Below are 24,520 nucleotides of genomic sequence, written 5' to 3' on the forward strand. Positions count from 1 at the left end.
CGCCTTATCAATCTCGCTGAAGTCAGTAAAAGTGGCCTGACCTTTGAGTGATAAGACACGAGTAATAGCAGCGGTCAGTGTGGTTTTACCATGATCGATATGTCCGACGGTACCTACATTGACATGCGGCTTGGTCCTTTCAAATTTTTTCTTTGACATTTTCTTATCTCCTCAGGCCGTTAATATGGTTTTCAGATTACTGATGGTGTTCATTGGAGCCCACGACCGGAGTCGAACCGGTGACCTCATCCTTACCAAGGATGCGCTCTACCAACTGAGCTACGTGGGCTTCTTATTTTACACAAAAATAACAATGGAGCGGGAAACGAGACTCGAACTCGCAACCCTCAGCTTGGAAGGCTGATGCTCTACCAATTGAGCTATTCCCGCTCAGGATATTCCTACTTTACCGGGCACATAAATTGGTGGAGGGGGGAGGATTCGAACCTCCGAAGGCTGAGCCGACAGATTTACAGTCTGTTCCCTTTGGCCACTCGGGAACCCCTCCAGGGGAAACGTCTGAAATAGACAGACATTCTTTATACTCTAACAAGCCCTTTGTAAAGTACTATTTTAAATGGAGCTGGCGATAGGACTTGAACCCACAACAACCTCATTACAAGTGAGGAGCTCTACCATTGAGCTACGCCAGCTTACAAGACCGGAGAATATACTTACTTTAAAAGTTTAAATCAAGTTCTATTTTCAATCCTTCGTTTTTTTTGCTTCGTTATAACGAAGAAATGTCAGGGACAACGATACAAAAAAGCCGAGTCCAATGGACTCGGCTTTTCCTTTAATTTCTTGGCAAGTGCGATCTCCAGAAGCAAGACCATACTTTAACGTTTTTCAGATCTTACCACTCCCGTAGACACTGTCACGATATTTTTCGAAAGTATAGGCACCGGTCCGGTAGATCAGATGAGCAAACTTTGTATATGGCAGATACAAAAACAGCATCATAACAGAGACGAGATGCAGAAAATAGACGATGTAACCGAGAACAGGCATGCCGGCCCAGCGAAGAAGTTCCGCCCCGAGTCCGGTAACACCAACTGCAGTGATTTCCCAGATGAGAAACCAGTCATAAAAGGTAGGCTGGGTGTTCTGTTCATTCTCCGCTTTTTTTCTATTGCTCCACAGCACCGCAATACCAAACAGCAGGGCAATTGCCGAAACATTAGCGAGAATCTTAAAAGGATCAGTCAGGGGCAGTGGGCCATGCAGAGACGGCCAGATCAGACCAAGGACATCATTTTTCAAAAGAGACCAGCATGTTACTATGAATAACCCAATAAAGGCCAACATCAACGGCAAATGACCACGTACTCGGTCAATATTCACTGTACACTCGCGAAATCTGGAGTGCTTGACAATCTCGATCAGAGAAGGCCAGAGGAATTCCTTGGTGAACTGGACAACAGAAGGCCGATACTCGTTGGTCAGACCGGCATCGGCGCTCATAGTCTTCCACATCTTGGTGATACCCTTAAAGCCGGCAAACAGGCCGAGCCCCAAAGATGGCACCATAATCAGCACGATAAAAAAGATATTTTTCGCATACCAGTAAAAATCCCAGGTGCCGAAAAACTGCTGATAGCCGTGGCTGGCAAATTCTTCTTTGGTCGGGATGTGCATTGCCCCGGAAAGAAGCCACATGACAAAAATCACCAGAACAGGCAGACCGATCAGGATCGGTAAGCCTTTCGCACTTGAAGCAAGTTTAGCAAGAGGCGCAGGCCAGCCGTAAAAAGTATATGCATAGGCCCGGATTGCGCTAAGGACATCACCGGGCTTTGCTCCTCGTGGACACATCGTCGTACAGTCACCACACTGATGACAGAGAAACACATCCGGATCGGTCACTAATTTATCTTTCATACCCCACTGGGCCCAGATCATCTCTTTTCTGGGAAAAGGCTTTCCATCTTTGGAAAGAGGGCACGCAACGGAGCAGGTTGCGCACTGATAACACTTTTTCAGTGTATCCCCCCCCGCCTCTTTCAAAGATTTAATAAACTCTAAATCGGGTTGAACATTCATTTGTTCCTCCTGCAAAGTATATCAATGTAACTCATTTAATTTCCATCATTTTCAGGCCGTGCACCCTGCCGGCCGCTTTTCATGCCGGCAGGGTGCCGAGCATAAACAGCCTAGAAGCCCTTAAATGGATTCGGTCCTATCTCGACAATTTGATCTACGAAATCATTAATGATCTGCGGGATTTTATCATAATCCGTGATTGCTACCTGGTTTGCCGCACATCTTTCAGATTCAAGGCCAAGGCTTGATAACGTATCACCGATATTTTCCATACGCTTGTTGGCAATTTCCGATCCCTTAACAAAGTGGCACTGGTAGTCATCACCGTAGGTACATCCCAGTAACATTGCGCCATCCAAACCGGCGGAAAGTGCATCCCTGATCCAGGCCATATTCACGGAACCCAGACATCGAACCGGAATAAACCGAACCATGTGACTGATACCATTCCGCCTCATTCCCGCCATATCGATGGCCGGGTAGGCATCGTTCTCACACACCAACACGAGAATTCGCAATCTGTCTTCATCATCTTCCGGTACTTCGATCGATTTGATCATAGAACCGATCAGATCGATGTTATAGTCCTTGAAACCAATAATACGTTCCGGGCAGGCACCCATACAGGTACCACAACGCCGGCATCTGGTCGGATTAGGCAGCGGAGTCCCTTTTTCGTCATCATCGAGGGCGCCAAAAGGACATTCCTCTGTACAACGTTTACACTGAGTGCATCTCTGCATGAAGAATTCGGGATAGGTTGCATCTCCTGAACGGGGATGAACCGATACTCCGCGATCAGTCGACTCGATACACTGGATGGCCTTGAGAGCTGCACCGGTAGCATCGTCGACAGCTTCTTCCATGGTTTCAGCTTTGCGTACACCACCGCAGGCGTAGACACCGGTTCGCCTTGTTTCATATGGAAAACAGATAAAATGCGAGTCAGCATAGCCATCAAAAAGATCAAGATCATTGAATCCAGGACCCTGCCGATAGGCAAGATTGATGCTTTTTTCATGCAGAGTTGTCGGCTCCATACCGGCAGCGAGAACGACCATATCAACACTCAGGTCGATATTCTCTCCGAGCAGGGTGTCTTCCACGGAAACATTCAGGGCACCACCATTCTCTTCAACTTTCATGACATTTCCCTTGGTCATGAAAATGCCCTCATTACTCTGGGCCTGTTTATAAAACAACTCCATATGCCCTGGAGTTCGCATATGTTGATAGAGAATGTACGCCTTGCCTGCCGCATTATCCTCACAGACATACTGCGCCTGCTTCAAAGCGACCATGGATGTAACCGAGTTACAGTACGGAAAATCCTTGTCGTCGTCTTTGCCACCGGGACTTTGAATAAAGGCGACATTGGCCGGCACCTTGCCTTCCTTGGCGATTTTTTCGAACTCGGCGTTGGTGACGACATTTTTCACCTTGCCGTATCCGAGATGTTCGTATTGTGAGACATCGGCAGGTTTCCAGCCAGTAGCAAGGACAACAGCACCTACCTTGACCGCATCAGGATTAATGGAAGTATATTTTTTCAACCCTTCATTGGGGTTTTCCATCTTGCCTTTTTCAATAAGGTCCGCTTCGTCAACGGTGACCTTGGCAGGAGCGTCCCATTCGGTTTTGGTGCCGGCAGCTTTAAAGGAAATGCCGAAATCCCCAGGGGATCCGGTTATACGCGCAACCTCTATACCGGTCTTGATAGTGATCCTGTCGTCACCTTCAACAGCGGAAATAAGACTGTGAATAGGATTGTCTTCCAGATCCGTCCAGGGCGCCTTGGTTGGAAAACTTTTTCTCCAGCCAAGAGCTTTGCCGCCGAGCTTTTCTTCTTTCTCGGTAAGGATGACTTTATAGCCAGCTGCTGCCGCTTCTTTTGCCGCGGTGAGACCAGCCAGACCACCGCCCATAACCAGAATCGTTTTATTAATGACTTCCAGCTGATAGGCATCGGGCAGTTCGGTCTTTTTGGCACGGGTACAGGCCATGCGCATATAGTCGCTTGCCGTCTCCTGCAGAAATTCCGCTGCTTCACCATGCGGTTCCTCGCCGGCAGCAGGTTTTACCTCGGACCATACCACATGCTCCCGCAAATTGGCCCTTACGGTGATTTTATCTTTCCCAAAATCGAACTCTTGGGTCATGACGCGGGGCGAGCAGGCACCGATGACGACGGTATTGATACCGCCGGCCACATCTTTTTCAATCAGAGCTCGACCATCTGCTCCACAGAGGCATTCATGCGTTTTGCACTCCATGGACATCTCACCAGTCACAACTTCAGCGAGGGCCTCAAGGTCAAGCCCTTCACCAATGCCACAACCAGCACATATATAGGCGCAATATTTCTTATCCATCAATCATTACCTCCTGGAAACCTGAATTGCCTTTAAGGCAGCTGCAGTTGAAGATTGAGTACATGTAACAACATCCGCGGCTTTCTTTGCACAACCCGTTGCTATCATAGCTTTATCGAAATCAGAAATGATAAAACCACTGGTGTCCATCTGCAGATCGGCAGGAACACCTTGCAGGGCGAGTGACGGTTGCATGCCTGTTGCCAGCACAGCCATGTCGACTTTTTGCGTCATCTTCTCGGCGGTGACTGCGTTTTCTGCAATGACAGACACCCCACCATCAGCCTCGAGAATAATGTCTGCGACTTTGCCCTTAATAAAGACAGCATTGGTATCAGCCATACGAGCTTCACGGAATTTTTCGTATTTCCCAGGAGTTCGCAGATCAATATAAAACACATAAATCTTGGCGTCGGGGTATTGCTCACGAACATAGGTCATCTGTTTAAAAGTGGCCATGCAGCAAATATGCGAACAATATTCCAGGTGGTTTTCGTCACGTGAACCGGCACATTGGACAAAGGCAATGGATTCTATCTCCTTCTCGTCGCCGGGTCTGACGATCTTCCCGCCGGTTGGTCCGTTCGGCGCAGCCATACGCTCGATCATCATATTGGTAACAATGGCTTTTGACTGGCCGAACTTGAGATTTTCCATTTTTTTCGCATCGTATGGAACCCACCCCGTTGCCCAGATTATCGATGCGACATTTACCGTGAAGGTCTCAGGCTGCATATCCAGATCGACAGCGTTGTACTTGCATGATTCTTTGACGGCTGCAGCACCAGCAGCAGACAAAGCATCCTTTTTAATGACATACCTTCTTGGAAAAGCCATTTCATGCGGCAGATACGCCGCCTTTGACTTGTTCATGCCAAAGTTAAAATCATTATCAATCTCATCGGGACAGGCAGCAGCGCAATCCCCACAGGCGGTGCAGTTGCTGTTCACATAACGTGGGGCTGTCTCGAGGGTGACCTGATAATTTCCGGCCGTCCCGTTCACCGACTTCACCGTGGTCATCGTGTAGGTTCTAATCTTACGATTATCCCTGATACGACGGAAATTGATCTCCAAGCCACAACTCGGTGGGCATAATTTAGGGAAATACTCATTTAATTGCGCCACGCGTCCGCCAAAAGATGCACTTTTCTCAACAAGAAAGACATCTTTTCCGACTTCAGCGGTCTCCAGAGCAGCAGTCAACCCACTGATGCCTCCGCCTACGACCAATACTGCACCAGAGGTGCCTTGCTCGTCAGTCATACCTAACCTCCATAATTGCTCTTAAAATATTTTACTATTGTCAGCTTCAGAGAATGCTTGTCCTACTTAGAAAAGCACAAAGCTTGACAACTATTGAACACAGCAGAAAAGCACAAAAAAACTTCGTAAAAGACTTTTTTAGCTTATGTTGATCGGAGTTGCAATATACTTCTCCTGCCAACATAAGCTAACCCCATCACAAGTCGCGGGATAAGCCCCTCAACGAAATCAGTTTCATGAAAAAAACAGCAAATACCAAAAAATCTCCAGGAGTCTATGACTCCTGGAGATTTTTGTTTTACTTCAGTTCAACTACATCCCCAGCCATTACAGCCAAGGATCGGTTGGGAAAATATTGAGACATTCAACTTTTTCGCACTTCCATTCTTGTGATTCAGGATTGAAAGTTGAGTTAACAAAACACTTCCAGTTCTCATCATCACAGGTCGGGAAATCTGACCGGTAATAAAATCCTGGGTAACGAGATTCCTTACGGAACTCGATGTGGCGAATATGTGTCTCAACACACCAGATGCGATGGTAGTTTTCCCAGCAACGGAGCAATTCATGAAGGTCGCCAGCTGCCATTTTCTCTGCATCTTCACGAAGGAGCTTGAGAAGATCGAGACAGATATTCAGCAGTTTGCCGGAGGTCATATAATAGGTCGCAACACCACCACCATACTCATCGGTGGCTTTCATGAGACGCATCATCAGACCAGCGGGCTTGCAGTAGTTTGGATTGACATCGGCAGCGGTAGAAGCGTCTTTAAACTCTTCATAGCGCCTTACCGGTGCGTAGATCTCGTCAGCAATTTCCTGTGCAGTTTGCTTCAACTCAGGTTTGAAGTCATTATCGCGACAGAATTTAACCATCTGCTTGGCAGCAATACGACCCTCTGCATGCGAACCGGAAGAGAACTTATGACCGGAAGCACCAACACCGTCACCAGCAGTAAAGAGACCATCAACAGTAGTCATACGGTTGTAGCCCCATTTGTACTTATGGACACGTGATTCATTTTTCACATCAGGTACCCAGGCTTCTTCCGGACCAGAGGTCCAGATACCGCAGCAACCGGAGTGTGATCCAAGCATGTATGGTTCGGTCGGCATAATTTCTGAACCAACTTTTTCAGGCTCAACGTTTGCACCGGCCCACAGACCAGCTTGACCAACGGACATATCGAGGAAATCTTCCCATGCTTCCGATTCCAGGTGTTTCCAGAACTTCTTCAGATCTTTATCATTCATACCCTTGGCCTTACGATCATCGAGGAAGGCATTGAGGGCAACGTCGGTAGCCATATAAATCGGGCCACGACCTTCTCTCAACTCGTTGATCATCAGATGGTTACGCAGACAGGTCGGGGTAACCGCAGAGGCACCATAAGGCATGAATTTCTCAAGCTCTGCTTTTACTGCATCACTATTGGCATAGAACTCACCAAGACCATTCTGTACTTTGGCCTTGAACAGAAGGAACCAGGCACCAACAGGACCGTAACCATCCTTGAAACGGGCTGGGGTGAAGCGGTTTTCCATCATGGTCAGGGTAGCGCCAACCTGAGCACACATGGTATAGGTGGAACCTGCGTTCCATACCGGATACCAGGCACGGCCTTTTCCTTCACCGGTAGAACGCGGACGGAAAATATTAACAGCACCACCACAGGCAACCATGGCTGCCTTGCAACGGAAAACATGGACCTTGTTTTCACGGGTGGAGAAACCAGCGGCACCGGCAATCTGATTCGGCTTGTTTTTGTCGAGAAGGAGCTTGACGATAAAAACACGCTCAATGATATTGTCTGAACCAAGAGCTGTCGCTGCAGGCTCTGCAACTATACACTTGTACGATTCACCATTGATCATGATCTGCCATTTACCGGTACGTACCGGCTGACCGCCTTCACGAAGAGTCGGAGCTGGCTTGGCGCCATCAAGGTTCTCGCCATCGGCATCTTTTTTCCAAACGGGAAGGCCCCATTCTTCAAAAAGCTTAACAGACTCATCTACGTGACGACCACAGTCATAGATAAGATCTTCACGAACAACGCCCATCAGGTCATTACGAACCATCTTGACATAACTCTCGATGGGATTCTCGCCGATGTAGGTGTTGATTGCGGACAGACCCTGAGCAACTGCACCGGAACGCTCAAGAGAAGCCTTGTCAACGAGAACAATTTTCATTCCTTCCGGGGCCCATTTTTTGATCTCGAAAGCGGTACCACATGCTGCCATACCACCACCGATGATGAGGACGTCAACATCATGCTCGACTACCTCTGGGTTCACTACGGCTTTGAGCTCACCTTTTGGTTTATTTGGTAATGCCATTTTCAAATCTCCTTAAAATAAAGATTTCGTAGTTATAAAGTATCTAACTTAGCTTATAATTTCGGGGAAGGAATATCGGTCTCGAGGAACAGACACTCATCATCAAGACTGGCACCCTTCTGTCCAGCATAAGCATTGGCAGCACCCTCAGCGGTAGTGCGGATAGGAAACTTGAAACGCTTCATGTTGCCATTACGGAATTTCACGGTCCACATAATGGAATCAGAAGATCTCATTGGATGAACCTGGCCGCCCATAGGTACGAAGTCATCATAACCACGAACAAAGATAGCACCCTGGGGACAGATCTTAACGCAGGAATAACATTCCCAACATGCATCAGGCTCCTGATTGTAGGCCTTCATTTCCTCGACGTTTAAAACCATCAAGTCATTGGGACAGATGTACATGCACGCCGTTTTATCTCCACCTTTGCAGCCATCACATTTGGCAGGATCTACATAACTTGGCATTCAACTACCTCCTCAGTTTTGTATTAACTGTTGTGACCCTGAACCGACAGGGTCCACTTAAACTCGGTACAACTAAAAGATCCCTTAACCACCCACGGCAGACGTTACAATGGGCAACTAAGTAATACTACAGATAAAATCGTTTTATTCTAAAACAATTGATTGGATTTCCACTGAATGACGACTCATTTTTCTTGAGAACTTTTTATATTAGGTTGCCCGGGAATTGTCAAGAAAATTCAACAATCCACCTATTATGCCGAGGAGTAATTATTGCGCACAATGACCTCACGAGGCTTGGCCCCGTCAGCCGGCCCGACAATCCCCTCTTTCTCCATAGTTTCAATCATTCTCGCCGCTCTGTTATAGCCGACGCGTAATCTTCTCTGGACCATGGAAATAGACGCCTGCCCCGCCTCTGATACCAGCGCTACCGCTTCATCGTAGCGCTCATCAAAATCATCGTCACCCTCAACACCGCCGCCATTCTGTTCCTTTTCGATTTCCTGCATGACGGTCTCATCGTAGCCGGAACTGCCCTGGTTTTTCCAAAACTCAACAATATCGGACGTTTCCTTTTCAGAAATATACGCACCATGAATACGCTTTATATCAGATGTTCCCGGAGCAAGAAACAGCATATCCCCTGCGCCAAGAAGATGCTCCGCCCCGGACGCGTCAAGAATGGTTCGTGAATCAATCTTCGAAGAAACCTTGAATGATATCCTCGTCGGGAAATTGGCCTTGATAAGACCGGTGAGTACATCGACCGAAGGTCTCTGGGTTGCAAGAATGAGATGAATACCGGCGGCTCTGGCCATTTGGGCAAGACGGGCAATCGCTGCCTCGACATCTTTTGAGGCGACCATCATTAAATCCGCCAGTTCGTCGACAATGACGACGATATAGGGCAGCTTCTCTTCATTTGTTTCGTTGTATGAGTCAAAGCTTTTCACCCGGGCCTCTTCGAGGAGCCGGTAGCGCCGCTCCATTTCCCGCACCGCCCAATTCAGCGCTCTTGAGGCGAGTTTAGGGTCAACAACGACAGGATGCAGCAGATGCGGGATGCCTTCATAGCCGGAAAGTTCGATTCGCTTGGGGTCAACCATAAGAAAGCGTACTTCCTGCGGCGTTGCGTTATACAGGATGGAGGCAATGATCGTGTTGATGCCGACGCTTTTGCCGGCACCGGTCGCCCCGGCAATCAACAGATGCGGCATTTTTGCCAGATTCGCCATAGCCAGATTGCCAACCACATCAAGGCCCAGGGCAATAGTGAGCTTATGCGAGTTTGCCCGATATTTTTCGGCACCAATGAGCTCACGAATATAGACGATCTGTCGCGTTTCATTGGGTATCTCAATACCGAGGGCAGCTTTTCCGGGAACGGAACCGACAACGCGCACTGACTGTGCTTTCAAGCCCAGGGCCAGGTCGTCGGCAAGTCCGGCGATTTTATTGATTTTTACCCCTGGAGCGGGGGAGTATTCATAGGTGGTTACCACCGGCCCCGGAGAAATACCAACGACTTTTCCCGACACGCCGAAATTTTTCAGCTTCTGCTCAAGCTGCTTGGAAAGTTTATAGTAGACTTCATTGTCAATTTTCTCCTGCACCTGATCACTTTTATTGAGAAGCGAAAGTGGCGGCAGCTTCCAGTCCCCCCTGGCCACGGGATTGGCAGCGAAGTCATCGTCCGCCTCCGCACCTTTGGCAGCTCGCGCCGGCTCTTTTACCAGGGGTACGGTGATAGTTTGCAATACCTGGGGGGCCAGCAGCGGCTTGTCTTGTTTTTCCAGTGCCCTGTCGGATGTGCCGTTGGTCTTTGGCAGTTTTTTCACCCTGACAGTATCCGGATCACTTTTGCAAAGAACAAAAAACCGCTTACCTAGCCGCCACCCTGCCGCCATAACTTGATAGGGAGAAAATTGGGTAGACAGCATCAGGGAAATCAAGAAAACCATGACAAAAAACAGCACGGTACCGCCATGACCGACCACCGCGTCGAGCAGGATGAAGCCGGTTTTTCCCAAAAATCCCCCGGCCTCAAGGTATTTGGCATCCTTGATGGTCAACGAGGAAAGCAGACCGCAAAACGAGATGACCGCACCGGTCAGCCCGGCAATCACCTGGGGCAAACGGGTAAAAGTCATCCGCGGGCTGAAAAAAAGAAAGGACGACAGCAGCAAAAGTGCGGGCAGCAGATACGCTCCCCAGCCGATGAACCCGAAAAGCACCTCGGCTATAAACGTACCTATCTGGCCACACCAGTTCCCTTGACTTTCCGGTGCATGGGAAAAAAGACTGAGAGAGAGAAAGAGGGAGAGAAATATTCCGAGGACGGCCAGGGCTTCCTGTCTGAGCCCCGGCTTGGGTATGTCGTTTTTTTGAGCCATGAACCTGAGCCATTCCTAAAGGAGCATTTTTTGTGATCATTCCGGGCAAAAGATGTACTCGGAATTCACCAAAATTGCAAGGAGAGGCCGGACGGCAAAGAATTACTTGTCAACCAGGACGGCCCGTACCGCGTCCAGAACACCGTTTATAAATTTAGGCGAATCCTCTCCTGCAAAACGTTTGGCAATTTCCACCGCTTCGTTAATTGCCACCTGGGACGGGACATCTGCCAGGTGCAGCATTTCAAAAATGGCAATGCGCAGCAGATTTCTGTCGGTTGCGGCGATCCGGACCAGACGCCAATTACTTGCCGTATCAACGATCAACCGGTCTATTTGCGCAAGATTGTCGCTTATCCCCTGCAGCAGAACCAGGGCATAGGCCCGTGCCTTTTTGTTCACTTGAAAGAGAGTGCAGAAGAGTTCAAAACGTTCAGCGAGATCATAGCCAAATTGTTGATCAGGACCGAGAGTAAAGTCCTCCTGATAGAGGAACTGGAGTGCAGCCTCCCGTGAATTTCGGCGTGTACCCATAGTTTTTAAATACCAATAATTTAAAGAGCAAAGGGGCGGATACAAACAGGTTGACCCCATTCCCGCCCCCTCAATTTCAATGCGCAGACCTTGCCGCCATTGTCTACATCTCAGATATCATGTTATGGCAGTAAATCAATTATATTGGCCATCTCTATGGCGGCCACCGCAACATCGGCTCCTTTGTTACCGGCCTTTGTGCCGCTGCGTTCTATCGCCTGCTCGATAGTTTCCGTGGTTAACACGCCAAAAAGCACCGGTACTCCGGTTTCCATACTCGCCTGAGCCGTACCTTTGCTCACCTCGTTAACGACAACATCAAAGTGTGGGGTTGCGCCACGAATCACCACCCCCAACACAATGATGGCATGGTATTTCTGGGATCCAGCCAATCTTTTTGCAATGAGGGGAATCTCAAAGGCGCCGGGCACCCTTACCACATCAATGTCGTCCCCGGCAGCACCGGACCGAACCAGGCTGTCGAGAGCACCCTCCAAGAGTCTCTCACTGAGGAAAGAATTCCATCTTGCCACAACAACAGCAAATTTCTTCCCTGCCGCATTGAGATTTCCTTCAATAAACTTTGCCATACCTTGTCACCTGGAAGTAATTATTTTACGTCAACAAAAAGTGTTTTTATCAATCATCCACGGCCATGAGGTGACCCATCCGGTCACGCTTACACATCAGATATTCCTTACTGTCCTTGGTGGCGGGCATCTCAAGCGGCAGCCGCTCGACAACTTCAATGCCGTATCCTTCAAGACCGACAATTTTTTTCGGATTGTTGGTCAGAATGGCCATTTTTTTCACCCCAAGATCGCGGAGTATCTGCGCACCGATACCGTAGTCACGAAGATCACTTTTAAAGCCAAGGAGATGGTTGGCCTCGACGGTGTCCACCCCCTGTTCATCCTGCAGGCAATAGGCCTTGAGTTTATTGACAAGTCCAATGCCGCGACCTTCCTGACGCATATACAGGACAATGCCGCAGCCTTCCTGATCGATCATTTTCATGGCCGCGTTCAACTGAAGGCCGCAGTCACACCGCGCGGAACCAAAGACATCGCCGGTCAGACATTCGGAGTGTACCCGGACCAGGACTCGTTCCGCCTTGGAGATATCGCCTTTAACGAGAGCCAGATGATCAAGTTTATCAATCGAGTTGGTGTAGACAACTGCCTTCCATTCTCCGGCGTGTTCCGTAGGAACCCGTGCTTCGACCGCCCGTTGGACAAGGGTGTCTTCACGCAGCCGATAAGCGACAAGATCAGCGATGGTGGCAATCTTCAAATTGTGCTTGTCAGCGAACTTCTCCAGATCACCCATCCGGGCCATCGTTCCGTCTTCGTTCATAATCTCACAAATCACCCCGGCCGGAATCATCCCGGCCAGCCGCGAAAGATCGACGGAACCCTCCGTCTGTCCGGCGCGGACAAGAACACCGCCCGCCCTGGCCCTGAGGGGAAAGATATGACCGGGACTGACAAGATCGTGTGGTTTTGTGTTCGGATCCACGGCAACCTGCACCGTGCGTGCCCGGTCAGCGGCGGAAATACCGGTTGAAACGCCGGTTCTCGCTTCGATACTTATTGTAAAACCGGTTCCATAGGGAGAGGTGTTGTTCGAGACCATCATCGGCAAGCCGAGTCTGTCGGTCAGTTCTTCGTTGAGAGTCAAACAAATCAGTCCCCTGCCGTAGGTGGCCATGAAATTGATACCTGCCGCATCTACCTTCTCGGCGGCCATATAAAGATCACCCTCATTTTCCCGGTCTTCGTCATCGACCAGAATGACCATCTTGCCCGCCTTGATGTCCTCAATTACTGCTTCAATTGAACTCACTGCCATAATAATTCACACTCATAAATGTAATGGTTAACCACATCCCTTTGCCGGGATCACATAAAACCGTGTTGTGCAAGAAAACCGGGATGAATAGCCTCACTGCCGCCCGAACCAGCCATTGCCGACCGGGGGGCGAGCAGCTTTTCAATATACTTACCGATTATATCGACCTCAATATTGACCTTACTGCCGGCCTTGAGCGCACCAAGTGTCGTCATCTTCAGGGTATGCGGTATTATCGACACGGAAAAGTGCGCCGGACCACAACTGTTCACAGTAAGACTGACCCCGTCGATAGTAATCGATCCCTTTTCAATGATGTAGCGTCCCTGCTCGACCGGCAGTGAAAAAGAAAAAAGAGTATAGTTGCCGATTTCTTTCCTGCCGGTAACGGTGGCGAGACAATCGACATGCCCGGAAACGAGGTGCCCGCCGAGCCGGTCGGAAAGTTTCAAAGCCCGCTCAAGATTGACAATGCCCCCCGGACCGATCAAACCAAGCTTGGTCCGCGACAGTGTCTCCGGAGAGACATCCGCGCTGAAACTGCGCCGGCGAATATTATACGCCGTCAAACACACCCCGTTCACGGCAATGGATTCACCTTCTTTCGGTTCGACGAGGTCAAAATCAGCCGTAAAGTCAAAGGCTATTCCGCCACCGACCGTTCGTTTCCCGGTTATTTTCCCGGCTCCTTCGATTATCCCGGTAAACATAGTGTCCCTGCAGACCGATTCAGGATTTGTCTGTCAACTGCGCCGCTTTTTTCATGAAACTGGCGGCAATGTTTTCATGCCGAAAATTTTTATGAATTGACGCGATGGTCCGATAGGTATCCGCAGCCTTTTCATTTTGTTCGAGCTTGAGGTACAATTGGGCTATTTCTTCAAGGGTCGTCACTGTTCCCTGGGGATCCCTGTTGTCATGATAATGATCGAGAATCGCCAGACAGGAGGTAATGGCCAGAGCATATTGGTTCAGCGCTTTCTGCACCTCGACAATCTTTTTCAACACCGCCAGCACACTCATTCGGTCATTGGATTTATCACAGATATCCAGGGCCCGCTGATAATGCTGTAGAGCGCTGTCGTATTCCCCACGGACAAAACAGACATGGCCAAGCTGGTTACTCGCGTTGGCTATGCCAGCCTGGTCATTTCTTTCCGTAAAACCAACAAGGGCATTATGCAGAGCTACTGCCGCCTGGCCGTAGGCCTGGTTTTCAAAATATTTTTTTCCCTCTTCATAGTCCGCCTGCAGAGGATCGGACGGCTTGGCGGTCGGGGATGCCCCCATTGTTCCAATGCTATCGAGTGTCTGTAAATTCTCAGTCATTGCTGATTTCTCCTTGTATCACCTGTAGTGCTAAACGTGCCGCTGCAGCGACAGTCGAAGAGACGAGTATTCCCTCGCGACAATACCGAAATGGTTCCTGATCCGTACCCAGCTGCATGAGTTGCAGAGCCACCTCGGTAGCTTTCAACCGCCCCATGAGTCTGGCCACCTGCCCCCGTATCTGCGGATCCGGGTGTTGCAGAAAGTGGAAGAGATTGTAAAAGGGGGTATCGCGAATCAGATCCGGCCGTCTCTCGGCAATTTCCGCAAGTGCCCACAGCGTCTGATTTTGCGTTGAAGGCTCACCGATATAACTCAAAAGATGCCGGGTAAACGCGCCGAATATATCGGTACGCAGGGAAATGACCGAACCAATCGTTTCCACCATGCCCCAGGGCGTTGCCGCTGAATCGGAACAAGCCTCGAACAAACGGTGCAACAGTTCGGATACGGGGCCTGGTTCCCGGGTCGATGTGCGGGCCGTGACCCGGCCGATTATCCAGGCCACCCACCAGCGATTTTCTTCCTGGGGATCATAGAGCAGGCGTTGCATCAGCCGCAGGGTTTTTTTATCGTCAAAGCACAAGGCGACAAGACTATCAATGTCCTCTTGTTCGACCAGTTCCCTGATTATTTTTTTATTGGCCTTCCTGCGTACCCGCTTTTCATCCGGGGCCGGTTCGATAACACCCGGTTTTTTCTCCGGCAGGATGCCCAGTGATTTCTCGACCACCTCGGCTTTCTTCTGTTTTATCCTGTAAGCGATATCCTGAATATCCGTGTGCAGACGGACAAAATAAAGCACTCCGCGAACAGCCCGGCCATCGACATTTTTCGTTGCCACTACCTGATGCAGACCTTCATCATAATTTTCAATACGTCCGGTCAGGTAGTCATCTTCGGGCATTAATTCCCAGGCAAAATCAGCATTATCATTGCAGGCATAGACAAGGGTCTCGACTATGGCGGCGCCGACATTGTGTCCTGTTGCATCAGCGGTATACACCGCACCACACTGACAGCGTCCAACGGGAAATTCAGTCATTTTTCTGACAGGTGCGTGGGTTGCCCGGCCGACCTTCTGGCCGCAAAACGGACACCACGGTCGTACAATAATCTGTTCTTTAGGCATCTATAAATCGCTCATCTTTTCAGCTGCGGCTCGTGCCTTATACCAGCTTTTCTTGAAGGCTCGAAACAAAATTCGGATCAACCGAGTAGCCGAGTTCTCTTGCCTTGTCCAGATGGTTCTTGGCATCAGCAAAGTTTCCTTTAAAATACAGCGCCACTGCCAGATTGTTATGGCCAAGCGGCGAATCGGGATCAAGCTCAAGACCCTTTCGGGCGGCAGTCACGGCGCGATCATCCTCACCTTTCATAGTAAGAACGGCGGTAAGATTTATCCAGCTGCTGGCCAGTTTTGGATTGTGTTGAATAGCTTTTTCATAGGACAGTATAGCCTTGTCGAAATCACTGCGCTGTTGCCAGATAAGACCGAGATTGGCATGGGCCTGGGCGCAATCGGGACTAGCCGAGATTGCCTTTTCGTTTAATTCCTGAGCCTTGTCCAGATTTCCCTGGCCAAAATAAATCGCACCGAGGTTGATCATGCTTTCACTGCTGAGGTCATCGATTTCAATAGCTCTTTCCAGAGCCGCTATGGCCTCCGGTATTCGACCGGCCTTCATATACACGAGCCCCAGGTGGTGGAAGGCCATCACGGATTGAGGATGTTCCTTACATTTCTTTTCCAGTTCTTCAATTACCTTCGGCAAATCTTCCTGCAACTGTTCTGACATAGTGTTCCTCTATATTTTAACGAGCTTGTGTCCTTGTCATTTTTCACCTTTTCTCACCCAGCTCAGGGGGAGAAATACTCCTCGACGTTGCAGGTCTTCTGCCATACAAATGGCCCCAAATGGGCCAAAGAGTCCTGCCCGCGACGAGCGCATACAATATAGACACCTTGAGCGCAGTTGCAACAATAAAATAGTTCCCCGGTCACTGTGACCATTTACCGACAGACTTCGACAGCGCGCCTGACGGCACAACCATTTCATTGCTCGGCGAGAATTTTTTTTGCCAGCAGGACATCTCTACCTATTTGTTCGGCGAGCTCCTTCGGACCGGAAAATTTCTTTTCACTGCGTAGAAATTTCAGCAGATTTACCTTGATCGGCTTGCCGTAAATATCTTCATTGAAATCAAAAATATGCGTCTCTGCCACCAACTGATCTTCACCAAACGTCGGGTTATAGCCAATATTGAGTATGCCGCCGTACTGGTGCCCTTCACAGAACACCTGAGTGACGTATACCCCATGTTTCGGTACCAGATCTTCCTCGTTAAATTTCAGATTAGCCGTGGGAAAACCAATCACCTTGCCGCCCCGCTGTTTGCCCATGCGGACAGTGCCGCGAATCTGGTAGCAGCGGCCAAGAAGTTCCCGGGCCGCCGCCATGTGCCCTTCTTTTACCAGCTCGCGGATTTTTGTTGAACTGACAAGCTGGTTGTTCCTATAACAGGCCTCAACCACGGTTACCGGAAAATGAAAGACTCGTCCCTGCTGTTTTAAGAAGTCGATATTGCCGCTGCGTCCCTTGCCAAAGGCGTAGTCATAGCCGACCACCAGCTCTTTCACCCCGATTTTTTTCACAAGCAGGTCGGCAACAAAGCTTTCCGCTGTTGTCTTGGCAAATTCTTTGGTGAAAGGGATAACCAGAAGGACATCGATGCCGGAGAGACTGATAAGCTCTTCCTTCTGTTGATACGTTGAAATCAGTTTGATACCGCCCGGCAGCAATATCTGCAAAGGATGCGGATCAAAGGTAATGACCACACTTGTGCCATTTATGGCCCGGGCCTTTTCGACCACTGTAGCAAACAGCTGTTGATGCCCGAGATGGACCCCGTCAAAATTGCCGATTGTCACACAGGCATTCGTTAAAGGGTGGCTGATATCTTCAATTTTTCTTAAAATTTTCATATTTACGACAAGGAGTAATTTTTTTTAGTGCTGCACCTAAGAATGTCTTGACAAAATCCCGCGTAGGAAGCATATTCATGCGCGTTGCCGAAGTGGCGGAATTGGTAGACGCGCTAGGTTCAGGGTCTAGTGGGGGTATCTCTGTGCGAGTTCGAGTCTCGCCTTCGGCACCAGTTAAATTTTCAAGGGCTGCAATCTTTTTTGGATTGCAGCCCTTTTTTTGTTTCTTCATTCCCTTTCAGTCCCACGGGAACAGCATCCTCTCTGCAACTACTTTCACGGGGAAAAAAGAGTCTGCCGACCAAACGAACGCCACGCCGATCCAATGAGGAATTGATGCCGTATAGCATGATTCCGGCAGAGATGCAATGTCCCTTTCATCGGACGCAAAGAGGAGATCCTTGGAATTCATGCCAAGGCAAGTGCAGCAAAACACCTGCATCTATCTCGGGAGTGAAACAGATAGATTTTTCAGAAAACGAAAAAACACCTGCATAATAGAGCCGCAATTACTCCGACCTTGTCGATCCGACTAGGCCGACCATTCGACAAAATAAGTACCATGGCCTGTCAGGAATAATTGCCAGAATCATCACAATACCTTATATATATGTCGATACATTGTGAACAATTGTTTATTCCTTAACCGTGTTCATTATTTTGATGGCACCGAAATTTAATATTGAAATCAAGACATTTCCTCATTTTATTTTTATATAAACGGCAGTATCTGAACTTGACGACTATCGGAGAAGCTCCTATTATAGGCTGGTCGGACTTGTTCATGAGTCGATTATTTTTCTATCAATGGTGCGTCAATGGTGCGAATCAGGCTATCATAAACGAAGGAGCAAAGAATGCTTGAAATGAAAAAAGGTGATGATATTCTTGCAGTTGTTGGTGGCATCGCCACCATTACCGAAGCTCGGAATGTCTTTGCTGAAAATCTCGACGAGAGTAACAACGCGAAACTTGCGCAGATCAAAAATGAAGAGGCACTGATTAAAATTGCCAATGCGATAAAAATGTGTCGCCCCGACAGTGTCTTTGTCAATACCGGTTCGGCAGCAGATGTCCAATGGATTCGAGAATACTCTCTCGCCAAAGGTGAAGAAAAGCCGTTGGCTAAAGCAGGACATACCATTCATTTCGACCTGCCGGAAGACCAGGCTCGATTGGTCAACCAGACGTTTTATATTATTAATGAAGGGGAGAGGATGAGCTCCCTGGCAAAATCGGTGTTGCGCAGCGAAGCAACCGAGTATGTCAAGAAGTTCATGCCGGGGATTATGACCGGTAAGACCCTGATCGTCGGTTTTTACAGCCGGGGCCCGGTTGGTGCCGAAGCCGCTCTTCCGGCCATCGAAATCTCCTCTTCCGGCTATGTACTGCATTCCGCTGAGATATTATACCGCAACTGTTTCAGCGACTTTGATGCAGAAATTGACCGCACCGGACTCTTTTTCACCAATGTTCACGCCCAGGGCAATAACACCTCCGCAGATGTGCCCAATGCCCGCATCTTTATGGACAGAAGCTGGATGACAACCTTTTCTACCTTCTGTACCTATGCCGGCAATACCTTACTGCTGAAGAAAGGCAATCATCGGTTCAGCGTCGATTATGCCACCTATTACAAGGTGGAAGAACAGCTGTCCGAACATATGTTTATCACCGGGATGACCGGTCCCGGCGGCAGGAAAACATTTTTTGCCGGAGCCGCCCCGTCCGGCTGCGGTAAAACCACCACGGCCATGGTTGGTACCGATTTTATCGGCGATGATCTGGCCCAGTTCTGGATTGACAAAAACGGCGTTCTCCGGGCGATCAACCCGGAAAAAGGTATCTTCGGCATCGTTGAAGATGTGAACCGTGAGGGTGATCCCTATTTGATGGACTGTCTTCGCGGAGACGGTACAGAGGTTATCTGGTCGAATGTTCTTGTTGCCGACGGGGTACCGTACTGGGTAGGCAACGGAGAGCCGGCACCTGACAAAGGGATAAACTTCCAGGGTGAATGGTATAAGGGGAAAACAGGTCCCGACGGGAAGCCGGTGCCGATGTCCCATAAGAATTCACGCTGTACCCTGGTTGCTTCGGCAATTGCCAACCATGCAACGGAGTTATCCGAAGATCCAAACGGCGTACCGATAAAGGTCATCACCTACTCCGGCAGAGATGCCGACACCATGCCTCCGGTATGGGTTGCCAAAACCCCCAACGAGGGAGTGGTGATTGGCGCATCTATCGTGTCCAAAGCCACTGCCACGGAAGTGGGCGCCTCCGGGGTAAACCGGCAGCCATGGGCGAATGCACCATTTATCCCCGGTGCTCTGGCTGATTATATGGCGGCGCAATTTACCTTCTTCAACTCGACAAAATTTTCTGAGACCACCCGTCCAATCATGGCCGGCTTGAACTATTTTCTCACCCATGAAAATCGTGGCGGCACCGGCAGTCATCTTCTTGGTGAAAAAAAGGATGTCCGGGTCTGGCTCGGCTGGTTGGACCTCTTTGCCAATGGCGAGGTAGAGGCCATCACCACACCGATCGGCTATCTGCCTAAATACGAAGATCTGGTGCCCTTGTTTCAAACCATAGACAAGGAGTATCCGAGGTCCTTGTACGATATGCACTTTTCCCTCTACATAGATAAGATTGTCCATCGCCTTGATCTGCAACGCGAGGCGTACAGCAAGGAACCGGAAATTCCGCAAATGATCTTCAAGGTCTACGAAAATCAGAAGAAAGAACTTCTCCAGCTGCAGGAAAAATTCGGCGCTATTGTTCCCATGGATAAACTGGTTTGATTTTGTCCTGCTCCAGCCCGGGCTATCCGGCCGGGCTGGAGCACACTTCGCCAAACCGGTAACCGTCTTCCCTCTGTTTTTGCGTCGCTGCTGTCAACAACCAAAGAAATGAATCCTCCCTCCGATCCATCGCCCGAACGTTTGATCGCACAGATTTCTGATCCCAAGCTCCTCAACAGCTACTCGCTGGTTCTTTCCGCTGCGGGGATAACCCACCGTATTCAATATATTTCCACTGATCAGATCCAGATTTATGTCGCCGCGCACAGGGAACAACGAGCCCTTTACGAGCTGGCTGCCTATGACAGCGAAAACAAGGACTGGCCACCTACGCTCCAGCAGGAAACCTTCGTCCCGACCTTCCGCGCCATGAGTTCGGTGGTCATAGGCTGCCTGATTTTCATCTACGGCCTGAGTGGTGACTGGCATCTTCACTCTTTCTGGTTTACCAAGGGAGGGGGGGATTCTACCGCCATTCTCAACAATTTTGAACTGTACCGCCTGGTCACCGCACTCACCTTACACGCCGACATCGTTCACCTCCTGGGTAACTGTTTTCTCGGAGGTTTTCTCTTACATTTCTTTTTTCATCTCACCGGCAACGGCATCGGCCTCTTTGCTCTTTTGTTCACCGCGACCATAGCCAACTACATCAATGTCCTGGTGCACGGCCCGGGCCATCTCTTTGTCGGTTTCTCCACCGCCATTTTCAGCGTTATCGGGATGCTCTGCACCATCAGTTTCGCATTGCGGACAAGACGATTTACCCTGCACTTTTTCATGCCTCTCATGTCAGGTTTAGCCCTCCTCGCCTTCCTCGGATCGAGCGGAGAAAGAACAGATCTCGGCGCGCATCTTTTCGGCCTTTTATGCGGCCTCGTCTCCGGCAACTTCGTCCGCTGGCCGCTCTTTGCTTCTTTGCGCTCCACTTTTCTCGTGCAAACCCTACTCGGCGCTTGTACCTTGTTCCTTTTTTATGGTTGCTGGCTGGTAGCCCTTTACCGGTGAGCCGAACGAAAATCGTCGCCAACCTCGGGCTAAATTGACGATTCAGATTGCAATCACCCCCATCTATTATTACCCTTATGAGTTCGGTAAAGCATTTTAAGCAATCCTCAGGCACTAGTACGCTTTTTTTGTCAGGTTTTAGTGCAGGGGATAAGGTATCAGACTATTAAGATCAGGAGATTTTCTATGTCCAATCAGGATCAACAGCCTCCATGGGGTAAAAAGCACAAGCCGCAAACCCCGGAAGAGATTGTCGCCCAGCTGATTAACAAATTACAGGATTTTTTTTCAGATAAAAAAAAGCCGCCGCCTGCAGGGGATAACCAAGGGCCTACACGTCCTCCTTCCTCGCCTTTTGCCAACGTAGGGAAAATACTGACCGTTGTCCTCATCATCATTGTCCTGCAGGGCGTGTATTCCTCTTTTTTCAAGATAGCTCCGAGTGAGGTGGGGGTGATTCTTCGACTTGGTAAATATTCGCGAACGACCCCCCCCGGATTGCATTTCAAAATTCCCTACATCGACCACCTCTATAAAGTTGATGTGGAAAATATCCGCAAAGAAGAGTTTGGCTTTCGCAACCGAACCCCCGGACAACAATCAATTGCCGACCGGCGGGCCTTTGACAGTGAATCGCTTATGCTGACCGCCGACAAAAATGTCATCAACGTGGCCTGGATTGTCCAGTATAGAGTTGCCGATCCATATGCTTTTCTCTTTAAGGTCGCTGATGTACGCCAGGCCATCCGTGACAATTCCGAGAGTGTTACCAGGCGGATAGTCGGCAATATGGACTTTGACTATGTATTGAGTAACCGTGACCTTCTCGCGGCATCGGTAAAAAAAGAACTCCAGGAGCAACTTGACAAACTCTTTCCCAAGGGCGTAAGCGGTGTCAGCATCGGCACCGTGCAATTCCAGGATATCAACCCGCCGGACCAGGTAAAACCGGCATTTAATGAGGTAAACGAGGCCGATCAGGACATGAAACGACTGGTCAATGAAGCCCAGGAAACCTACAACCGGGTTATTCCCAAAGCTTCCGGTGATGCCAAAAAAATCATCGAAGAAGCTTACGGATATCAATCCGAGCGCATTAATAACGCCGAGGGCGAAACGCAGCGATTTAATGATATTCTCAAAGAATATAAAAATGCTCCAGAGGTGACCCGTAAACGGATGTACCTGGAAACCATGAAAACAATACTGCCTAGCGTAGAATCCGTCTATGTCATTGATAAAGACCAGCAGGCGCCAATCCCGCTCTTGAACATCACCTCAGCAGCCGGCCTGTCGGTAACGCAGCCACAACAGACTGATACTACTCAAAGGAAATAGATATGAAACAAATAGCCCAATTTTTTCTTGTCGGCCTGGTTCTTCTGGCAATTGTCGTGGTGTATGACGGCTTCTTCATCCTTGAGGAAGGCAAACAGGTGGTTATCACCCAGTTTGGTGCTCCGGTAGGTGATCCGGTTACCGATGCTGGCCTGCACTTCAAAATGCCTTTTGTGCAGCAGACCGAAGTTTTTGAAAAGAAGATCCTCATCTGGGATGGTGAGCCGAATCAGATTCCGACCAACGACAAGACCTATGTTTTTATTGATGTTACCGCCCGATGGCGCATCGTCAACGCCTTGAAGTTTCTTCAGGCGGTCAATAATGAAACGAGAGCCCAATCTCTTTTAAGCGACATTATTGACGGTACCATTCGCGATATGGTCAACAAGAATGACCTGATTGAGATCATTCGAAGCTCGGACTGGTCCATCGACACCATGTCGCCAACCACGGAACGTGCCACCATCGGTGTCAAACCGAAAAATGGTCGTGACGGCATCTCCAGACAGGTTCGCGACATAGCCTCGAAGGTCACGCCGCAGTATGGCATCGAACTGATGGATGTGATAATCAAACGAGTCAACTACATTGATTCGGTTCGACTCAAGGTCTATGACAGGATGATTTCTGAACGGAAGCGGATCGCCGCGGAGAAACGCTCAACGGGTGAAGGCCAGAAAGCCGAGATCCTTGGTACGGTGGAGCGCCGACTCAAGGAAATTATTTCCACCGCCAACCGTGAGGCTGTGACGATTAAAGGTAAGGCCGATGCCGAAGCGACCAGAATTTACGGCGCCGCTTACTCACAGGATCCGGATTTTTATGGCTTTCAGAAAACTCTGGAGAGCTATCCGACCATCGTCGGCAACAATACCTCGCTGGTTCTTTCCTCTGAATCCGATCTGTACCGTTTTCTCAAGTCGGTAGAAGGAAACTAGAGATCCACATTTCTGCTCTCAGGTGGCCTGGTTGTCATCCAGGCCACCGCTTGTTCCCGGATAGGCGGGCGCCTGACTCTTGCGGTAAGGAATTCTTCCCTTCGCGTCAAGCATGTCGACAAATGTTTCTAATTGCGCTTCATCTTCAATTTCATCGGTATCAAGCTGTTCGAAGCGGCAATTGCAATGACTCAGCTGCCCTGCACACCAGGGACAAATCTCCACAGTACATCCGAGGAGATGGTTTTCTCCTTCGGGTACCGCACAGACCGGGCAGAGTTCTTTCTCTTTCCCCTTAGACGCAAGATACTCGTCCAGATCTTCTCGCAAAGGGCATATGGCCAGAAACTCTTCCTGGCTCTGAAAACCGAAAAAAGACAATACCTGAGGGTCAATTTCCTGGCGGTATTCTCCCAAGAGGAGAACGTGATCGGCTGACACCGCGTATAGATAGGAAAAATTAGCCGTGGAAACAACAAAAAGATGAACGCCCTGTTCATCGATAAGTCTGGCTATCCGGATGACCGCCTCTTCACGCGCCTCAGGAAGACAAGAATAATATTCCCGGAACACCCTCATGATAAAGGCATTGTTTCTATACCGGTCAACCAGAGCTACCGCCGCCGCCATTTCATCTTCCGGCACTGCATAGTGGATAAAAAGTTCAATCTCCTTGACTAATTGCTGCACCGTATTCTCAAGAGGCATGGTTGATCCTTCAAAGCTAAGTATTTAAAACTGCATCGACTGTTTTGCTCTGACGATGCACAAAGGTCCGCGAAAAATGGCAAATTTAAGATCATTTGCCGAATAGTCAAAATTATATTATA

The 24,520-nt window shown here is 49.3% G+C and carries 20 protein-coding genes and 5 tRNA genes; 5 read left to right on the forward strand and 20 right to left on the reverse strand.

Features of this window, described 5'->3' with window-relative positions; translation table 11 throughout:
* The 19 genes from ACYQ8U_RS03330 to ACYQ8U_RS03420 all read right to left on the reverse strand — a co-directional run.
* The coding region (locus tag ACYQ8U_RS03330; protein ID WP_459944367.1) for a GTP-binding protein at positions 1–159 on the reverse strand (159 nt) is incomplete at its 3' end.
* Between the two features lie 54 nt (positions 160–213).
* Positions 214–289, reverse strand: a tRNA-Thr gene (locus ACYQ8U_RS03335).
* A 25-nt stretch (positions 290–314) separates the two neighbouring features.
* Positions 315–390, reverse strand: a tRNA-Gly gene (locus ACYQ8U_RS03340).
* 33 nt (positions 391–423) lie between these two features.
* Positions 424–508, reverse strand: a tRNA-Tyr gene (locus tag ACYQ8U_RS03345).
* A gap of 70 nt (positions 509–578) precedes the next feature.
* Positions 579–653, reverse strand: a tRNA-Thr gene (locus tag ACYQ8U_RS03350).
* A 196-nt stretch (positions 654–849) separates the two neighbouring features.
* Positions 850–2,043, reverse strand: coding sequence for a quinone-interacting membrane-bound oxidoreductase complex subunit QmoC (gene qmoC, locus ACYQ8U_RS03355; RefSeq protein ID WP_459944099.1), 1,194 nt, complete (start codon positions 2,041–2,043; stop codon positions 850–852).
* 110 nt (positions 2,044–2,153) lie between these two features.
* Complete coding sequence (locus tag ACYQ8U_RS03360; RefSeq protein WP_459944100.1) at positions 2,154–4,415, reverse strand: hydrogenase iron-sulfur subunit; 2,262 nt, start codon at positions 4,413–4,415, stop codon at positions 2,154–2,156.
* Positions 4,416–4,421: 6 nt separating this feature from the next.
* Positions 4,422–5,681, reverse strand: coding sequence for an NAD(P)-binding protein (locus ACYQ8U_RS03365; RefSeq protein WP_459944101.1), 1,260 nt, complete (start codon positions 5,679–5,681; stop codon positions 4,422–4,424).
* 327 nt (positions 5,682–6,008) lie between these two features.
* Entirely contained in the window at positions 6,009–8,024 is a 2,016-nt protein-coding gene (gene aprA, locus ACYQ8U_RS03370) for an adenylyl-sulfate reductase subunit alpha (RefSeq protein WP_459944102.1), read from the reverse strand.
* A 53-nt stretch (positions 8,025–8,077) separates the two neighbouring features.
* On the reverse strand, positions 8,078–8,497 hold the full coding sequence (aprB, locus tag ACYQ8U_RS03375) for an adenylyl-sulfate reductase subunit beta (protein WP_459944103.1): 420 nt from the start codon (positions 8,495–8,497) through the stop codon (positions 8,078–8,080).
* Positions 8,498–8,751: 254 nt separating this feature from the next.
* Complete coding sequence (locus ACYQ8U_RS03380) at positions 8,752–10,893, reverse strand: FtsK/SpoIIIE family DNA translocase (RefSeq protein WP_459944104.1); 2,142 nt, start codon at positions 10,891–10,893, stop codon at positions 8,752–8,754.
* A 102-nt stretch (positions 10,894–10,995) separates the two neighbouring features.
* Complete coding sequence (gene nusB, locus ACYQ8U_RS03385; RefSeq protein WP_459944105.1) at positions 10,996–11,427, reverse strand: transcription antitermination factor NusB; 432 nt, start codon at positions 11,425–11,427, stop codon at positions 10,996–10,998.
* A 122-nt stretch (positions 11,428–11,549) separates the two neighbouring features.
* On the reverse strand, positions 11,550–12,017 hold the full coding sequence (gene ribH / locus ACYQ8U_RS03390) for a 6,7-dimethyl-8-ribityllumazine synthase (protein ID WP_459944106.1): 468 nt from the start codon (positions 12,015–12,017) through the stop codon (positions 11,550–11,552).
* A 49-nt stretch (positions 12,018–12,066) separates the two neighbouring features.
* Positions 12,067–13,278 (reverse strand): bifunctional 3,4-dihydroxy-2-butanone-4-phosphate synthase/GTP cyclohydrolase II, encoded by a 1,212-nt coding sequence (locus ACYQ8U_RS03395; RefSeq protein ID WP_459944107.1) that lies wholly within the window; start codon positions 13,276–13,278, stop codon positions 12,067–12,069.
* A gap of 50 nt (positions 13,279–13,328) precedes the next feature.
* Positions 13,329–13,988 (reverse strand): riboflavin synthase, encoded by a 660-nt coding sequence (locus ACYQ8U_RS03400; RefSeq protein WP_459944108.1) that lies wholly within the window; start codon positions 13,986–13,988, stop codon positions 13,329–13,331.
* A gap of 19 nt (positions 13,989–14,007) precedes the next feature.
* Positions 14,008–14,607: a tetratricopeptide repeat protein gene (locus tag ACYQ8U_RS03405; RefSeq protein ID WP_459944109.1), complete on the reverse strand. Its 600-nt coding sequence runs from the start codon at positions 14,605–14,607 to the stop codon at positions 14,008–14,010.
* On the reverse strand, positions 14,600–15,739 hold the full coding sequence (locus ACYQ8U_RS03410; RefSeq protein WP_459944110.1) for a DVU0298 family protein: 1,140 nt from the start codon (positions 15,737–15,739) through the stop codon (positions 14,600–14,602). Before ACYQ8U_RS03410 ends, ACYQ8U_RS03405 begins: the two co-directional genes overlap by 8 nt.
* Positions 15,740–15,776: 37 nt before the next feature.
* A complete protein-coding gene (locus ACYQ8U_RS03415; protein ID WP_459944111.1) occupies positions 15,777–16,406 on the reverse strand; it encodes a tetratricopeptide repeat protein in 630 nt (209 codons plus the stop codon).
* A 257-nt stretch (positions 16,407–16,663) separates the two neighbouring features.
* A complete protein-coding gene (locus ACYQ8U_RS03420) occupies positions 16,664–17,593 on the reverse strand; it encodes a bifunctional riboflavin kinase/FAD synthetase (protein WP_459944112.1) in 930 nt (309 codons plus the stop codon).
* Positions 17,594–17,679: 86 nt separating this feature from the next.
* Here ACYQ8U_RS03420 and ACYQ8U_RS03425 point away from each other — a divergent pair.
* The 5 genes from ACYQ8U_RS03425 to hflC all read left to right on the forward strand — a co-directional run bounded on the left by ACYQ8U_RS03425 (position 17,680) and on the right by hflC (position 23,690).
* Positions 17,680–17,766, forward strand: a tRNA-Leu gene (locus ACYQ8U_RS03425).
* Between the two features lie 684 nt (positions 17,767–18,450).
* A complete protein-coding gene (locus ACYQ8U_RS03430; RefSeq protein WP_459944113.1) occupies positions 18,451–20,403 on the forward strand; it encodes a phosphoenolpyruvate carboxykinase (GTP) in 1,953 nt (650 codons plus the stop codon).
* A 108-nt stretch (positions 20,404–20,511) separates the two neighbouring features.
* The gene (locus tag ACYQ8U_RS03435) at positions 20,512–21,411 is read left to right on the forward strand and encodes a rhomboid family intramembrane serine protease (protein ID WP_459944114.1); all 900 of its coding nucleotides are present in this window, start codon (positions 20,512–20,514) and stop codon (positions 21,409–21,411) included.
* A 186-nt stretch (positions 21,412–21,597) separates the two neighbouring features.
* Positions 21,598–22,749, forward strand: a complete 1,152-nt coding sequence (gene hflK, locus ACYQ8U_RS03440) for an FtsH protease activity modulator HflK (RefSeq protein WP_459944115.1) — start codon at positions 21,598–21,600, stop codon at positions 22,747–22,749.
* Between the two features lie 2 nt (positions 22,750–22,751).
* Entirely contained in the window at positions 22,752–23,690 is a 939-nt protein-coding gene (hflC, locus tag ACYQ8U_RS03445; protein WP_459944116.1) for a protease modulator HflC, read from the forward strand.
* An 18-nt stretch (positions 23,691–23,708) separates the two neighbouring features.
* On the opposite strand, the gene ACYQ8U_RS03450 is transcribed toward hflC, so the two are convergent.
* Positions 23,709–24,398 carry a hypothetical protein gene (locus tag ACYQ8U_RS03450; protein ID WP_459944117.1) on the reverse strand — a complete coding sequence of 230 codons (690 nt, stop codon included), beginning with the start codon at positions 24,396–24,398 and terminating at the stop codon, positions 23,709–23,711.
* Positions 24,399–24,520 lie beyond the last annotated feature (122 nt).

Source organism: Desulfocastanea catecholica, from assembly GCF_054657295.1.